This is a genomic window from Pontibacillus sp. HMF3514 (assembly GCF_009858175.1).
In the GTDB taxonomy this organism is placed as follows: domain Bacteria; phylum Bacillota; class Bacilli; order Bacillales; family BH030062; genus Pontibacillus.
The window spans coordinates 1,339,325-1,355,029 of sequence record NZ_CP047393.1 but is presented as its reverse complement, the minus strand read 5'-3'; the positions used below and the strand labels follow the sequence as shown (position 1 = coordinate 1,355,029).

Annotated in this window: 14 protein-coding genes; 3 read left to right on the top strand and 11 right to left on the bottom strand. The window is 40.0% G+C overall.

The features are described from left to right. Positions 1-3: 3 nt before the first annotated feature. From GS400_RS07005 to GS400_RS06985, 5 genes are all read right to left on the bottom strand, one after another. Positions 4-1,836, bottom strand: a complete 1,833-nt coding sequence (locus GS400_RS07005; protein ID WP_160100312.1) for a glycoside hydrolase family 125 protein — start codon at positions 1,834-1,836, stop codon at positions 4-6. Positions 1,837-1,896: 60 nt separating this feature from the next. Then, a complete protein-coding gene (locus GS400_RS07000) occupies positions 1,897-3,159 on the bottom strand; it encodes an ABC transporter substrate-binding protein (RefSeq protein ID WP_160100310.1) in 1,263 nt (420 codons plus the stop codon). Between the two features lie 114 nt (positions 3,160-3,273). After that, a complete protein-coding gene (locus GS400_RS06995) occupies positions 3,274-4,086 on the bottom strand; it encodes a carbohydrate ABC transporter permease (protein WP_201450158.1) in 813 nt (270 codons plus the stop codon). 61 nt (positions 4,087-4,147) lie between these two features. After that, positions 4,148-5,032 carry a carbohydrate ABC transporter permease gene (locus GS400_RS06990; protein WP_160100308.1) on the bottom strand — a complete coding sequence of 295 codons (885 nt, stop codon included), beginning with the start codon at positions 5,030-5,032 and terminating at the stop codon, positions 4,148-4,150. A gap of 45 nt (positions 5,033-5,077) precedes the next feature. Next, the gene (locus GS400_RS06985; RefSeq protein ID WP_160100306.1) at positions 5,078-6,304 is read right to left on the bottom strand and encodes an ROK family transcriptional regulator; all 1,227 of its coding nucleotides are present in this window, start codon (positions 6,302-6,304) and stop codon (positions 5,078-5,080) included. Between the two features lie 255 nt (positions 6,305-6,559). Here GS400_RS06985 and GS400_RS06980 point away from each other — a divergent pair, with 255 nt between their 5' ends. Both GS400_RS06980 and GS400_RS06975 read left to right on the top strand, forming a co-directional pair. Further along, positions 6,560-7,747 (top strand): CaiB/BaiF CoA transferase family protein, encoded by a 1,188-nt coding sequence (locus GS400_RS06980; protein WP_160100304.1) that lies wholly within the window; start codon positions 6,560-6,562, stop codon positions 7,745-7,747. A gap of 11 nt (positions 7,748-7,758) precedes the next feature. Next, a complete protein-coding gene (locus tag GS400_RS06975) occupies positions 7,759-8,949 on the top strand; it encodes an acyl-CoA dehydrogenase family protein (protein WP_160100302.1) in 1,191 nt (396 codons plus the stop codon). 343 nt (positions 8,950-9,292) lie between these two features. On the opposite strand, the gene GS400_RS06970 is transcribed toward GS400_RS06975, so the two are convergent. Together GS400_RS06970 and GS400_RS06965 are read right to left on the bottom strand one after the other, a co-directional pair. Then, positions 9,293-9,577, bottom strand: a complete 285-nt coding sequence (locus GS400_RS06970; RefSeq protein ID WP_160100300.1) for a hypothetical protein — start codon at positions 9,575-9,577, stop codon at positions 9,293-9,295. A 61-nt stretch (positions 9,578-9,638) separates the two neighbouring features. Beyond that, entirely contained in the window at positions 9,639-10,103 is a 465-nt protein-coding gene (locus tag GS400_RS06965) for an SRPBCC family protein (RefSeq protein ID WP_160100298.1), read from the bottom strand. Positions 10,104-10,228: 125 nt separating this feature from the next. On the opposite strand from GS400_RS06965, the gene GS400_RS06960 reads away from it, so the two are divergent. Beyond that, on the top strand, positions 10,229-10,846 hold the full coding sequence (locus GS400_RS06960) for an acetate uptake transporter (protein WP_160100296.1): 618 nt from the start codon (positions 10,229-10,231) through the stop codon (positions 10,844-10,846). A 418-nt stretch (positions 10,847-11,264) separates the two neighbouring features. On the opposite strand, the gene GS400_RS06955 is transcribed toward GS400_RS06960, so the two are convergent. The 4 genes from GS400_RS06955 to proC all read right to left on the bottom strand — a co-directional run bounded on the left by GS400_RS06955 (position 11,265) and on the right by proC (position 15,621). After that, the gene (locus GS400_RS06955) at positions 11,265-12,137 is read right to left on the bottom strand and encodes a cupin domain-containing protein (RefSeq protein ID WP_236561181.1); all 873 of its coding nucleotides are present in this window, start codon (positions 12,135-12,137) and stop codon (positions 11,265-11,267) included. A 131-nt stretch (positions 12,138-12,268) separates the two neighbouring features. Beyond that, on the bottom strand, positions 12,269-13,525 hold the full coding sequence (locus tag GS400_RS06950; RefSeq protein WP_160100294.1) for a glutamate-5-semialdehyde dehydrogenase: 1,257 nt from the start codon (positions 13,523-13,525) through the stop codon (positions 12,269-12,271). Between the two features lie 18 nt (positions 13,526-13,543). Then, positions 13,544-14,677 (bottom strand): glutamate 5-kinase, encoded by a 1,134-nt coding sequence (gene proB, locus GS400_RS06945; RefSeq protein WP_160100292.1) that lies wholly within the window; start codon positions 14,675-14,677, stop codon positions 13,544-13,546. Between the two features lie 65 nt (positions 14,678-14,742). Then, on the bottom strand, positions 14,743-15,621 hold the full coding sequence (gene proC / locus GS400_RS06940) for a pyrroline-5-carboxylate reductase (protein WP_255454170.1): 879 nt from the start codon (positions 15,619-15,621) through the stop codon (positions 14,743-14,745). Between the last annotated feature and the right edge of the window lie 84 nt (positions 15,622-15,705).

The window sequence follows — 15,705 nt, the reverse complement described above, 5'->3', positions numbered from 1 at the left end:
TTATTAAGCACTCCCTTCCTGATTAGGATATGAAAGAACTTTCTCATGTTTTATTCCGTACGCTTGATAAATAGCAAACGCTAAGAATCCTGCACAAGTAGCAAAGTGTTCTCCAGTTCGCGGCTCTCCTGTATATTCATCAATGCTTTCACAAGCAATCCCACCATCCATAGGACTTCTTAATACAAGATCTCGCGCTTCTTTCTCGCGGCCTGACAAAAAGCTATTCGCGATCGATAATACCCATGGATGATTTGCATGTGCACAACCTAACTCTTCAAAAGGCTTTCCTTTAAAAGCATATTCATATCGATCTGAGCGAATCAGTTGAACGGTATTTTGATAGATTGGCTCTTTCAATGAACAAAACTCATAATAAGGAAGAAGCTGCAAACTCCCTGGAGGTTCGTCATAGACATTATAATTCCCCTTCAAATCAAATGACCAAGCAAAACATTTACCTGTTTCTTCTTCAATCACTGCATGATTGTAGATAGCTTCTTTAATTTTTTGAGCATGTTTGTGTAATTCTACAGTTGAATAAGGGAGTGATACATGCTCGCACAGTTGAGCCACAATGTTATACACTTTCCAAACCAAGACATTATTATAAGTTAAATATTGATATACAATTGGGTCATCAGTAGGTTGTAAGAATGTATCATATAAATAGATATCCGGATGCTTATGTTCTTCCAGGCGCTCAAGGATTAAATCCAAGCTGTCTTTTACATAGGAACGTGATACATATGACCAATCTCCTGTTTTTTCAAGGTACATATGCAAAGCGATAACGGGTGCACATAGTTCATCCAGTTCAAAACCTGGCTCAAGCACAACCCCATCAATATAACGACTATGAATGCCTATGTTTTTTTGCTGTGTTGTAAAGACATAATCAAGCATCGATCGTGCACGTTTTGCATCTGTAACTAAAATGGATGGGAAACTCCATAAAAGACTATCTCGATCCCAGTAGGCTGCACTTACATAATACCTTGGGCTACGGGACGTAACGAGAACATCTTCTTCTGAGTCTATTGTCTTCCCTGTAGCATAGAAATAGTTGAAGAATAGATTGATATTCATAACCTCATCAAGGTCTTGATCACCTGTAGTTCTAGAACGTTCTTGTAACCATTTCTTTAAGTGACCTTTTAATTGGACTGACCCTTTGCGAAACATTTCCTTTGCTGAGGTAGCTGCTCCAACCTCCTCAAGCCCAATCCCCCAATAAAAACAAAGGGATGTTGTTTCTCCAGGTGCAAGGGCATAAGTTTTGCCTAGTGTGTAATTCACTTCATTTTTGGTTTCCTTATAATCTACACGATCTAACGATGTACAGGTCATTGGTGCAAAAGACAAGATAGGAGCTTCATTCATTAATTCGAACACAATGGAATGATTCCAACCACTTTCCATAACTATTTTCTTTGCTCGCATAGATTTACTTTCATTAATGGTATGTAGTGTTTCATTCCATGTTCCATCCATACCAAGTTCAACATTATGATGTTGATCGCTCTTATTCGTTAAGGATAAGTAATAATAAAAACCTCTTTCACCTAGAGGAGCTACGATCTCACCAGTGAACTCAAAATTACTAGACTGACCTTGAAAACGAGGAATCCAGTAATCCTCTCGGCTCCACTCTAAGTCCCACTCTAATTTGGAACCTTGATGAATCACATAAGGTTGCATGAAAGGCGAATTTTGTGAACCACAAAATTCAATCAGACCTCTGTAGTGCATACTCATTACATTGATATTTTCAATACTTCCATCTATAGACAATGTAGGAATCGAAACCTGTTCATTTCCTGTAGGAATGTACATATCTCTTCAGCTCCTTCGTAAAGAAAATCGAAAAGGGAAAATCCCTTTTCGATTGACCGATTACTTATCGATTAAATCCTGTACTTTTGGTTGCAGATCATTTAATGCTTCTTCTGGCGTTTTATCTCCTAGCTTCACTAAATCAAGCTCTTTAGAAAAAGCATCTGTAAGCTTATTCCACTCTTCAATTACTGGTGGAACAACAAGGGAATCGAGTGCATCAAATACTACCTGACGTGATTCAGGAGGTGTTTGTTCCAGGTAATCCTGAACGAGCTCTTCATTACTAACGGCCGGAAGTTCCCAAGCGTTATCTACACGAATTTGAGCAGCTTCTTCACTAGCACTCATAAACTTCACCCATTTCCAAGCGGCTTCAGCATGCTCTGTATCTTTTGATACCGCTAACCCATTTGCAAAGAAATGGTGAGCTTTCTGCGTTTTACCTGGTTCAAGTGCAATATCCCATTCGAAGTCTGTATCTTTAAAACCATCAAACATCCAGATTCCTGTTCGAAGCATTGCAATTTTTCCTGCCTTAAAGAGGTCTCCATTGGATTGTCCTGACATTTCTTTTTCAGATGGAGTTACATCATATTTATTTACCTTATCTACCATCCACTGGAGTGCTTCGATATTTGCTTCACTATTAACCGTTGCTTTAGTCATATCTTCATTGAAAACAGAACCGCCATTTTGAGCAATCGTCTTGTAGAACTCCCAGAATTGAATAGGAGCATAGGTACCGTAAATTCCTTCATCTTTATTCGTTAATTTTTGTGCTGCTGCTAATTCATCTTCCCAAGTCCAATCAGCAGTTGGATAATCTACTCCCGCTTCATCAAAAAGGTCCTTGTTATAGAAGAGAACGACATTCGAAAAGCTTTCGACCATTCCATACTGTTTCCCATCATATTGGAAAGCTTTAAAGGCTTCCTGATTCAGTTGATCTGAACTAAAGTCACTGTCCTCTTGAATAAGCTTATCTAGATCCATTAAGGCACCTTTGGACGCATAGTTTACAAAATTCTCATAGTTCAATTCGAACGTATCAGGTGCATCTCCACCTGCCAAACGTGTCTGGAGCTTTGTAAAGTAATCCTCAAAGGCAGCCATTTCATAATTAATCTTGATATCTGGATTTTGCTTTTCAAATTCTTCAATCATCTTTTTCAGATCTTTCTCATGTGCTTCCCCTGGAGAGAACGTAAAGTAATCTAGTTCTACCTTTCCATCTTCCCCTTGAGATGTCTCAGATGAACATCCTGCTGCCACCATCATAACCATCACCAACAAGGCAACCATACCCATCCACTTTTTCACTAATAATTCCTCCCCTAATAAATTGATAAAATTCCTTATGAAAAACCAACATTAGATTGGTTAACCACCATATTGAATGCGTTTTCATAGGTGTGAAAATAAAGAAGACGAATGTTACTCTTTTAGTCCACCCATTGTTAAACCTTGAATGAAGTACTTCTGAGCAAACATGTAAACAGCTAAAACGGGTAGTACACTTATGACTACACCGGCCATCATTAAATTCCAATCAGTGGCCCATCTTCCTTGTAAATTGGCTAGACCCAGTGGGAGTGTCATCATTTCGGTATCACTTACGATAATGAGTGGCCAAAGGAAGTTGTTCCATGATTGCATAAATGAGAAGACCATAAGGGTTGCGAGAGCAGGTTTCGCAAGAGGTAAAATGACCTGCCAATACACCCTAAAATGACTAGCTCCATCAATAAAAGCTGCTTCTTCTAACTCTCTCGGAATATTTAAGAAAAACTGACGTAACAGAAATGTCCCAAATGCATTAAACATTCCAGGCAAAATAAGTCCTTGATACGTATCTGTCCAACCTAAGTATTTCATCAGAATAAACTGAGGGGTCATCGTAACTTGTGTAGGCACCATTAATGTTGCTAGGTATAACAGAAATAGTGCATCTCTCCCCTTAAATTGCAAACGAGCAAATGCGTAAGCTGCCATAGAACATAAGATTAACTGACCTACTGTTGATAACCCTGCAACTAACGTACTATTCCAAAGAAAACGTAAGATCGGAAAAGCTTCCGTAACTCTTTGATAATTACTCCAGTTCACTTCTTCCGGAATAATTTGTGGCGGTAATACCATGGTTCCACCTGATGTTTTCAAAGAGGTGGATAGCATCCAGACAAAAGGAATGATCATCACGAGAGCTCCAAGAATGAGAACCGTATAAAACAACCCTTTTTTCAGCATTTGTGTTGGAGTTAATGTCGGTTTGTTTTTTGGTATGTGAGTAGTTTGCTGATGTCTTCTGCTAATTTCCATAGTCCACCCACCTTTTCTGCAATTTCATCTGAACCAATGTTACGCCAAATATGATAAAGAATAGCACCCAAGAAATCGCTGATGCATACCCCATTTCATAATAATCAAAAGCATGCTTATAAATTTGTTGAACAAGAACTGTTGTTGATCCTGCTGGTCCTCCTTCAGTCATAATCATCACTTGATCAAATACTTGAAAGGAATTAATCAATGAAATTATTAAGACAAAAAATGTAGTAGAGTTTAATAAGGGTAACGTAATGTTTCGAAACTTTTGCCAAGGTGAAGCTCCATCGATATCAGCAGCTTCATAATATGTTGGAGAAATCCCTTGTAAACCTGCTAAGTAAATGACCATAACAAACCCTAAGTCCTTCCAAACACTTGTTAAAATAATCGCTGGCATAGCCCATGTTGGATCATGTAGCCACGCTGGCCCAGAAACACCAATAATGGATAACCCATAATTGATAAGGCCGTATGTAGGGTTGAATAACCACTTCCATATAAGGGACACCGCAACCCATGAAGTGATAACAGGGACGAAGTACGCTGCACGGAAAAAAACACGTCCACGAATCTTTTTATTCAACACAAGAGCAATACCTAAAGCTCCACTCATGACTAAAGGAAGATACCCTGCTATAAAGTAAAACGTATGAAATAATGCTGATCGAAACTCTTCATCTCCCCAAAGTGCCTTGTAGTGTTCAATTCCGATCCAAGAAGGGTTTGAAATCAAATCCCATTCTGTAAAACTAAGCCCAAACGATGCCAGAATCGGAACACCAATGAAAAAGATAAATCCGATGAAGTTAGGGAGAAGAAATATACATATGACGAAAAACTTTTTAAACCCCTTATCTCCTACCATGATGTCACCCTCTCTTTATCAAGTATTCAGCTAGCATAAATCTTTTCAACCATTTAACAACGATACAGTAGTTTCATAGATTGGAGGTTGAAAAAGCTGATCGATTGCCAATAATGCTGCGCCTTTTACCCAAGCATCATTGCCTAGTGAGGAGACAACAATGTCCGTGTCACAATTGGCAAAATTAAAGAAGTTCCTCTTTGCTCTCTCCATAGCATTTGGTAAGAAAAAGTCCTTTGCGACCATGCCTTCTCCGATTAAGACAATCGTTCCAGGGTTGAAACTATTTATCGCATTAAGGAGACCTACCCCTAAATATTCCCCTTGCTTTTCAAACAGCTTTTTAGCTAATTGATCTCCTTTTTGAGCACCTTCTAACACGCGATCAAATTGAATGGTATCCAAGTTCAGTGATGTGTTTGGATAATGGTCAATAAGGTTTGATGCCTCCTCTTCAAATCCTTTATTCGAAGCATACATTTCTAGACACCCGTGCTGTCCACAATGACAAGGTCGCCCATCCATATGGATAACTGTGTGTCCAAACTCTCCAGCACCACCAAATTCACCTGAATAGAGCTTACGATTGATTACTAAACTGGCACCTATTCCATCTCCAATAGATAAACAAATAAAGTTTTCATGAGATACGCCATACCCTTTTTCAATCTCCGCATACGTGTAAGCGTTAACATCATTGTCTATAAAAACTGGGGTTTCTAAAGCTTGTTGAATAGGTTCAGAGAGGTTTACATCTTCCCAATTTAGTAAGGATGATCGAACAACTGTACCTTTTTGATTATCAATCAAACCTGAAACAGCTATACCTACGCCTTCAAGGTTCTCTTCTGTAAGTTGATGTTGTGTTAAAAGTATCTGGGTGTTGGAAATAATTAGATGAATGATGTGAGGGACATCTTCTTTATTTTGAAATGAGATTTCAAGTGTATCTAGGATGGTAGAATCCAAATCAGTGAGAGCAAGTACGAGATGGTCTTTCATGATTTTCACGCCAATAGCATGACCGCTTTGATGATTAAACTCTAGAAGAATTGCTCGCCTTCCTCCAGTGGAACTAGCGGAACCTGTTTCAAATACAAGGTTGTTTTGAGTTAATTCATCAATAATTTTCGTAATCGTAGATAAGCCAAGGCCTGTTTTATTGGAGATATCTGTTCGGCTTATAGGCCCGAATTTCCGAATCGTATTGATAACGAGCGATCGGTTCATATCCTTAATCAGAGCCCTGTTTCCTTTTCTTAATTGACTCATTTTTAGTACCCCTTGTTTGTAAGTTATCCTCATTCTAACTTTCTTTCTTCAGTGAAGCAAGTTAATTTTAGAAATTATTTGAAAATTATCTAACTTACTTTCCTCCTACTCATGAAATTCGTATATTTTTGATTACGCAAAAATAAGATATTAGTAGGGAAACTACAATTATAGCCTTACTTTTATTCAATAGTTTAAAGCAAGCCTGTATCCTTCTGGACTCAGCTGGCTTTTCCCATAAAGGAGCGTGATGAGTTGACTGCTTCGTTACAAGGAATCCGTGTCCTTGACTTAACAAGAGTTTTGGCTGGTCCCTACTGTTCTATGATCCTTGGAGACCTTGGTGCTGATGTTATTAAGGTGGAAGCACCAGGCGGAAGTGATGATACTAGAAAATGGGGACCTCCTTTTCAAGAGGGAGTTAGTGCTTACTATATTTGTGCGAATCGGAATAAAAAGAGCCTCACTGTTGATTTGAAATCTGAAAAAGGACAGGACATAATCAAGAAATTAGTCGCTGAGAGCGATGTGGTTATTCATAACTTCAAATCGGGTACGATGGAACGCTTTGGTCTGGATTATGATTCCTTAAATAAGCTTAATCCTCGTATCATTTTCTGTTCCATTACTGGCTTTGGTGAAACAGGTCCTTACAAGCATCTACCAGGCTATGATTTTATCATTCAAGCTATGAGCGGGTTGATGAGTATTACTGGAAACGAGGAATCAGGTCCCCAGAAAGTCGGTGTTGCCATAACGGATATTTTAACGGGACTGTATGCATGTATCGGGATCCAAGGAGCTCTGCTGGAGAGAACTCAATCAGGGATAGGTCAAAAAATTGATCTCTCCCTCTATGATTCAGCCGTCTCCTCCCTCATCAATATCGGCAGCAATTATCTAATGTCAGGGAAAGTCCCTGATCGTCTAGGGAACCATCACGCTAACATTGTTCCCTATCAAACCTTTTCGACAAAAGATGGGGAGATGGTCATTGCTGTCGGAAACGATCGGCAGTTTCAGAGTCTTTGTCATGTAATCGGTATGCCTGAACTTGCAAGCAATGATCGTTTTCGTACAAACCCTAATCGCGTAGAAAATCGGGAGGAATTAGTAGCTGTCCTCCAAAAAGCATTTCGAATGTATTCGACGGACCACTGGAAAGAAGAGTGTCATTCAGCCGGTATTCCTTTTGGACCGATCCAGACTATAGATGAACTTGGAAAAGACCCACAACTTCAAGCAAGAAACATGTTCACTCCCTTTAAACATCCTAAGGCAGGTTCCATAAATATGATCGGTAGTCCTCTTAAGCTTTCTAGAACACCAGTCAACGTAAAGTACCACCCACCTGAACCTGGAGAACATACAGATGAGATTCTACAAGGAATTGGCTATACAGAAAAAGAAGTACATGAGTTAAGGAAAAATAAAACGATTTAAGGAGTGTTTGCATGGACTTCGAATTTACCGATGAACAAAATATGCTGAGAAAAACCGTGCGAGATTTTGTGGATAAAGAAATTATGCCGAACATTGCTGAGTGGGATGAGAAAGGTCACTTTGACACGAGTATCCTCGATAAACTGGCGAACTTGGGCTTAATGGGTGTCTGCATTCCAACTCAATATGGCGGAAGTGGGATGGATTACAACTCATTAGCAATCGTGTGTGAGGAGCTAGAGCGAGGGGATACAGCTTTTCGAACCGCTGTTTCCGTACATACGGGTTTAAATTCCATGACCCTTTTGCAATGGGGATCAGAAGAACAGAAGCAAAAGTATTTAATTCCACAGGCGAAAGGTGAGAAAGTTGGAGCATTTGGACTTACTGAACCTGGCGCTGGTTCTGATGTTGCCGCTCTTCAAACCACGGCTAACCGAGATGGGGATTTTTATGTATTAAATGGACAAAAGACGTGGATTTCCTTATGTGATACAGCTGATCATTTTTTAGTGTTTGCTTATACCGATAAGGACAAAAAACATCACGGGATCTCTGCTTTCATTGTGGAGCGTACGTATCCTGGCTTCTCCTCTAAAGCTACTAAAGGAAAATTAGGCATACGTGCTGGTAACACAGGTGAATTATTTTTTGACGATGTAAAGGTTCCGAAAGAAAATTTACTTGGTGAAGAAGGCGAGGGGTTTAAAATTGCAATGTCTGCTCTCGATAACGGCCGCTTCACAGTAGCTGCTGGAGCTTGCGGACAGATAATGGCATGCTTAGAAGCTAGCGTGGACTACTGCCACGAACGCAAAACATTCGGAAAAGAGATTGGCAAACATCAGCTTGTTCAACAAATGATTGCGAAAATGGAAGCTGGACTTCAAATGAGCCGTCTTCTTGTGTACCGAGCAGGTGAATTAAAAAATGATGGAAAACGAAATACACGCGAGACTTCCCTAGCCAAGTGGCAAGCTTGTGATTATGCTAACCAGGCTGCAGATGATGCTGTGCAAATCCATGGTGCGTATGGATACTCAAACGAATATCCAGTTGAACGTTATCTACGCAACTCCAAAGCACCCGTAATATACGAAGGTACGCGAGAAATTCATACGGTGATGCAGGCTGAGTATGTGTTGGGGTATCGGAAGGATAAGCAGTTGAATCGGATGTTGCCCGAGTGGCCGTTTGAATGAGTTTTTAAATGAACAACCAAGCTCAATCTATTTTTTGTCTGGGCTTGGTTGTTTTTTTATTTGGTATATATTGTTTTATTTCTTCACTAATCGAAGGCAGTTCTTCACTTATTTACATAACTTCCTCACTAATCTGGAGGGGTTCTTCACTTATTGCCCTAGCTTCCTCACTAATATGGAGCCGTCCTTCACTTCTTCACCAATCTTCATCACTATTCCAGGGCCGTTCTTCACTTTTCACCCAAACTTCCTCACTATTCCAAGGGTGTTCTTCACTTTTCACCCAAACTTCCTCACTATTCCAAGGGTGTTCTTCACATACTTCTACCTCATCACTTGCATATTAGCTTCCCCTCTTGCCCTTCCTTCGTTTCATACCTAAAGAGTAATGAACAATGAGCATAATTAAACTATTGATATAAAGTACAGACATTAAGTAAGCGGAGGTAAATCCTATACTTTGATTATGAACGATAGATGAATAGACCATTCCAAATATATGAAAAAACACGGGTACACCAACCATGATGAGACTAAAGATGAGGGTTGATTTTTTCTTTTTAATTCTTTTACTAAACAGATACCAACTGCCAATGATAATGGATATAGCTATGATATAAAGAACCATCTGGGAATCTCCTTTCCACTTAACCCAATCTATTTCACTGCCCAATACGAGCGTATTTCATTTACCACCACTCTTCTTGGTCTTCTGCGATTCTTTTTAATTCATAAGCTCTTACTTTAAGCAGTTTTTTCATATAATTTTCTAAGAATAATTTATCTGCTACCATCCCCAAAAAACCAAATGGGGATTTATATGCAAAGCGGTCTTTCATAATTGTTCCTGAACCACTTCTTACAAATTCATGGATATGCGTAAATGAGTGAAAAGCACCTTTCACCATGACATCAGTAAATTGATAAGGCTTGTTCATTTCTGTGATTTTGGCTGTAAGTTGTTGTTTAATCCCAAAATGAATAGCTTCCCACGTCACCCAGTCCCCCTCTTCCATCAGACCACTTGTCACACCATCTATAGCTTTCTCCTGTGTATTCTTGGTTGTTTCAGTATGCGTATCTACATGTCTAGCAAGATCAAAGCACGTTTCGATAGAAGCATGAATATACATTTCAAGTTCGATAACAGGCATTTTTTTACTCCTTCTTCTCTTTATTTTAAAGAATTTATGAAAATAATGCTTACATCTAAAAATGTATTGCACGGAATCCTTTTCTTATGTAAATTAGGAAGGTATGTTTTATAGGAGGTATCATCATGAATCAACAACAAAATACACAACGCATTCAAATTTCAACAGCTGACCCTTCCTCATTAGGTCTGTTTGGTCTAGCAATGGTAACGCTTGTCGCTTCTTCCGCAAAACTCGGTTGGACAGACGGTGTTTCTTTTGTCATTCCTTGGGCACTTTTCCTAGGTGGACTAGCTCAGCTTTTTGCAAGCATTCAAGATGCAAAACACAATAACACATTCGGAACTACTGCTTTTGGAGCTTTTGGCCTATTTTGGTTTGGTGTCGGAACTTCATGGTTAATCCAATTTGGTGTTTTTGGTAAAGAAGCTGCAGCTGCAGTCGATCCTAAACAGCTCGGCATAGCATTTGTTGGATACTTAATTTTCAGCTTATTTATGACAATCGGTGCGATGGAGACACATAAAGTATTGTTCATTATTTTCGTTCTCATAGATTTTCTATTTATAGGACTCTCTTTATCCACTTTAGGTTTCGCACCAGAAGCTATGCATAAAGTTGCTGCAATATCCGAATTTCTCATTGCCATCTTTAGTTTCTATGGCTCAGCAGCAAGCGTGTTAAATACACACTTCGGTAAAGTGACGCTTCCAGTAGGTAAGCCATTTGGGATTTTTAAATAGATTCGGTAGGGCTTAGAGTTTTTGGGTGGAGCTTTAGCACTTATGTGTGGAGCTCTTCAGCTTTAGTGCGGCTCTCTCTCGCTTTCGTGCGGAGCCCTTCCACTTTCGTGCGGAGCTATCCCACTTTCGTGCGGAGCTCCCCCGTTTTCGTGTGGAGCCCTGACGCTTCTGCGCGGAACTCTATAACCCCAAGCAGATAAAGCCATCTTATTAGGTTCCCACTTACTTAAGATCGCTTTTTTTATATCATTGTTACTCTTCCCAAGAGCCTTCCATTCCGATTAGTACCGGAAACATCATGGCTTTCTCTCCTTCGAATTTTCTCTTTAAACTTTTCTACCCTCTCTTTCTCTATCCCTGCAAAGAAAACAAAAAAGAGCATTCTCTTATTAAGGAAATGCTCTCTTTATCTTCAATGCTACTCTTCCCCAGCCATAGCCTCTGCTTTTGTTCTGTGAACTGTACCCTTAGGATGCTCAGGTGGAGCATAGATAGAATACAGCTTCAATGGCTTATCTCCTGTATTGGTTAGGTTATGCCATTTACCAGCAGGAACCATGATCGCATAGTTGTCCTTTACTTTCTTTTCGTAGGTGAGGTTGTTTTTTCGATCTCCCATTTGAACGAGGCCTTGCCCTTGCTCGATACGGAGGAATTGATCCACATCCGGATGAATTTCTAATCCAACGTCTTCTCCGGGTTGAATGCTCATCAAAGTCACTTGATAATGTTCACCCGTCCAGATCGCCTTTCGAAAATTTTTATTTTTAACCGTTGCTTTTTCAATATTAACAACATACGGTTCTCCACCATAATCTTTTCTTGCTTCTCGATTCAGGTTTCCGAGTCTTGTTGCGTTATCACTCTCCCCATTCAGAGCCCAGTGAAAAACTTGTTGAACAAATGGGTGTTGAGTAAGTAAAAGGCTATTTTGATACTCTTCATACCCCGCTACTTCTGCTTCATAAGCTCTTTGTAGCCCTTCTTGGTAACTGTGGAAAGGTACTTGCTCGATTTGATACGTTGGCTGTGTTCCTGTTAGGTTTACATATAAATCAGTAAATTGGTTTAAGTGAGCTCTTTTGTTTTCGAATGACTGAAGAATGTGGTGTTGATGGTTTTGATCTGGTGCCATATCCGCTAATCGATGATAAAGATCCATGGATGATGCTTCTCTACTAATGCTAGAGCGAATTGCTTCACAGATTTGCTCATCTACTCCTTGATGATTTCGTGGCATACCATTTGGCTGTTGAACGTAATATTGATACGTTCCGGGTCCAAAGTACATGTACTCATCTCCTTATTAAATATACACACCACCATCATATGCCCACCCTATGAGAACGTAACTAACTAACCAATTAATCCCATAAAAAAAACATGCCCAGATTTCAGATCTGAGCATGCCTTCCTCTTGTTCTATCGAATTTGTCCATTTCCACTCATCATATATTTTACAGTCGTTAAGGCTGGGAGTCCCATAGGTCCTCTTGCATGAAGTTTTTGTGTGGAAATACCGATTTCTGCACCGAAGCCTAGTGCTCCTCCATCCGTAAATCGAGTGGATGCATTATGATAAAGAGCTGCAGCATCTACTAGTTTCATAAATGTATCTGCATTTTTCTCGCTCTCCGTTACAATCGCTTCAGAGTGTTTCGTGCCGTACGTTTCAATATGTTCAATTGCCTCCAGTACATCTGAAACGGTTTTTACGGCGATATCTTTACTCAGATATTCACTGCCCCAATCTTGCTCACCAGCTGGTTCCGTACCTGGGATTGCTTCCTGAGCAAAATCATCACCATGTGTGGAGATCTCATGCTTTTGCAATGTTTCATACAACTCATCTTTATGGGCATCTAACCATGCTTTATGAATAATCACGGTTTCAGCTGCGTTACACACAGCCGGACGATCGGTTTTAGCATTGACCAAAATATTGAGAGCCTTTTCTACATCAGCATGTTCATCGATGTAAATATGACAATTCCCTACCCCTGTTTCTAATACAGGAACAGTCGCATTATCGACTACAGCTTTAATGAGAGAGCCGCCTCCACGAGGGATAAGAACATCTACATGCTCTTTCATTGTGAACAATTCTTGTGTGGCTTTTCGGTCTGTACTATCAATAAACTGAATTGCATCAGTTGGAATTTTCGTTTCTTCTAACCCTTGCTTCATCACATCCACAATGGCTTTGTTGGATGTGATGGCTGAAGAGCCACCTTTTAAGATGATTGCATTACCGGATTTTAAAGCTAGGCCTGTCGCATCGACTGTTACATTTGGGCGTGCTTCATAAATCATGCCGATCACACCTAATGGTACGGCTACCTGCTTGACATCTAACCCATTGTCTAGCTCCCATTGCGAATGAACCTGACCAGTTGGATCCTCAAGTTCAGCTACATCGCGTAACCCTTGAGCAAATTCAAAAACACGTTCCTTAGAAAGAGCCAGACGATCCATAAAGGCATCTTCATAGCCTTTTTCGCGACCTTTTGCTAAATCCTCTTCATTTGCTTTCAAGATGGTTTCGTAGTTCGTTTCTAATGTTTTGGCTAGCGTAATAAGAGCTTCATTTTTCTCTTCTGTTGATAATACAGATAGTTTTTTCGATGCTTTCTTCGCTTCTATGGCTTGCTTTTCAACGTTTACGTTTGTTGTTAGCATCCAATCCTCCTTTAAAATTTAAACTCCAATTGGAATAGAGATTTCAAGATGACATACAAGGTCATCACTTTCAACAGCAGCTTGTTGGTATTGTTCAAGATCTTTACTTTCCGATTCTTTAATTTGCTTAAACGTTTCTGAAGAATAATTGACTACGCCAAGGCCGACCTCTTCCCCTTCAAGATCAAGGATGCGGACCACAGCGCCTTCATCAAAATCGCCTTTAACGCTATGGACGTTTTCCGGTTGAAGGCTTTCTTTAGCTTCAATCACTGTCTCCACAGTAGAGGCATCAACAATCACATCACCCTCAGGACCTGAGTTAAACGCAATCCATTGTTGTTTCTGATCCAGGTTATTCGACTCGACATTTGAAGAAAAGTACGTCCCCACCGCTTCGTTATGAGCTGCTTTATAGACGATGTCAGGGTTGCTTGCTTTTCCTAAGAAAGATGAAATTCCAGACGCCATGGCGATTTTAAAGGCATCAATTTTGGATCGCATGCCCCCTGTACCTACAGCGCTTCCTGGATCTCCTGCTACAGCTTCAATTTCAGGTGTAATTTCTTGCACCTGTGTAATCAGCTTTGCATCAGGGTTTTCTGATGGATTGTCATTATACAGTCCTTCAATGTCGGATAAAATAATGAGCTGATCAGCATCCACTAACCCTGCGACTTTGGCAGAAAGTGTGTCGTTATCACCGAACTTTAAAAAGTCCATCGTGATGGTATCATTCTCGTTCACGATTGGGATGATTCCACGCTCTAGAAGAACATTGATCGTATTTCGAGCGTTATTATATCGATTCTCATCAGAAAAATCACTGCGGGTGATGAGGATTTGAGAGGCTACATAGCCATGGGATAAAAAGAGGTCTGAATAAGATTCAATTAGAAGTCCCTGACCAATAGATGCCGCTGCCTGCTTTTCTGGTAATGAACTTGGTCGAGATAAACAGCCAAGTCGACGATATCCTGCAGCAACAGCTCCAGATGATACAAGCAACACTTCATGCCCTTCATCTTTTAATCGAACCACTTCATCTACTAGTTTTTCAAGCTTTCGACGACTAATTTCACCTTGTAAGCTCGTTAAAGAACTACTTCCAATTTTAATAACAATGCGTTTCTTATCGGTATCAGGTACCACTCGCTCACTCCTAGTTTCACGTTTATATCGTTGTACGTTTCATTTGTATAGTTGATTATCTTGTTTTATGAATGGACAAGTGGCTTCATTTGCTCACTAATCTCTTTGGATCTCTTTGCAGCGCCTTTTACAGCTTCGGATAGAGCTTCGCCTCCACCATGAGCATTTAAGGCATCAAGACCTGCTGCAGTTGTTCCATTCGGAGATGTTACTTTCTTTCTGAGTTCTGTTGGGGTGTCATCTTGTTCGAGCATCATTTTTCCAGCACCAAGAATGGTTTGAGCTGCAATGCTACGAGCTGTTTCACGGTCTAACCCGCCTTCAACACCTGCTTCCTCAATATGTTCCATAAGATTATAAAAATACGCTGGACCGCTTCCTGCGATTCCTGTAAAAATATCCATGTTTGATTCATCAATTACATAAGCTTCCCCGATGCATTCCATCAAGGATTTCACAGTGTCTACTCGTTGTTCTGGTGTATAAGTTCCTGGAGATATAGCGGTAGACGATTCACTAATCATACTTGATGTATTCGGCATGACTCGAATCACCTGTTGTTGCGGTAGATATTCCTCAATGTAGGATGTGGAGATTCCTGCTAGGACAGAAACCAATAACTGTTCGGGTTTCACTTTACTTTGAAGATGATCAAGTACATAATCAATATCCTTTGGTTTCATAGCCAAAATGAATAGGTCAATGGATTCATAATCTAATTGATCACGACTGATAGCTTTAATTCCATATTTCACTTTTAATTCTTGTAAACGGTTGTGATTGCTTTTGTTACTGACGATAATTTTCTTTGGTGATAGTTTACCAGATTGAACAATACCTGAGATCATCGCCTCAGCCATCGATCCGGCTCCTAGAAAAGCAATTGTTTGATTCACGATGTATGCACGCTCCTGTTCGTTTGTAACGTTCGGATTATTTTGCAACGTTGTTAATCATAACAAACCGTTGTTTTTAAGCAAGGGCTTTCAAGGAAGTCATGCGGAAATATACGAAAAATCGAAGGAAAG

What these genes read in the sequence shown, in the direction of transcription:
- GS400_RS07005 (WP_160100312.1), bottom strand. Translation starts at nt 1,836, where the DNA reads ATGTACATTCCTACAGGAAATGAACAGGTTTCGATTCCTACATTGTCT.
- GS400_RS06995 (WP_201450158.1), bottom strand. Translation starts at nt 4,086, where the DNA reads ATGCTGAAAAAAGGGTTGTTTTATACGGTTCTCATTCTTGGAGCTCTC.
- GS400_RS06990 (WP_160100308.1), bottom strand. Translation starts at nt 5,032, where the DNA reads ATGGTAGGAGATAAGGGGTTTAAAAAGTTTTTCGTCATATGTATATTT.
- GS400_RS06985 (WP_160100306.1), bottom strand. Translation starts at nt 6,304, where the DNA reads ATGAGTCAATTAAGAAAAGGAAACAGGGCTCTGATTAAGGATATGAAC.
- GS400_RS06975 (WP_160100302.1), top strand. Translation starts at nt 7,759, where the DNA reads ATGGACTTCGAATTTACCGATGAACAAAATATGCTGAGAAAAACCGTG.
- GS400_RS06970 (WP_160100300.1), bottom strand. Translation starts at nt 9,577, where the DNA reads ATGGTTCTTTATATCATAGCTATATCCATTATCATTGGCAGTTGGTAT.
- GS400_RS06965 (WP_160100298.1), bottom strand. Translation starts at nt 10,103, where the DNA reads ATGCCTGTTATCGAACTTGAAATGTATATTCATGCTTCTATCGAAACG.
- GS400_RS06960 (WP_160100296.1), top strand. Translation starts at nt 10,229, where the DNA reads ATGAATCAACAACAAAATACACAACGCATTCAAATTTCAACAGCTGAC.
- GS400_RS06955 (WP_236561181.1), bottom strand. Translation starts at nt 12,137, where the DNA reads ATGTACTTTGGACCCGGAACGTATCAATATTACGTTCAACAGCCAAAT.
- GS400_RS06950 (WP_160100294.1), bottom strand. Translation starts at nt 13,525, where the DNA reads ATGCTAACAACAAACGTAAACGTTGAAAAGCAAGCCATAGAAGCGAAG.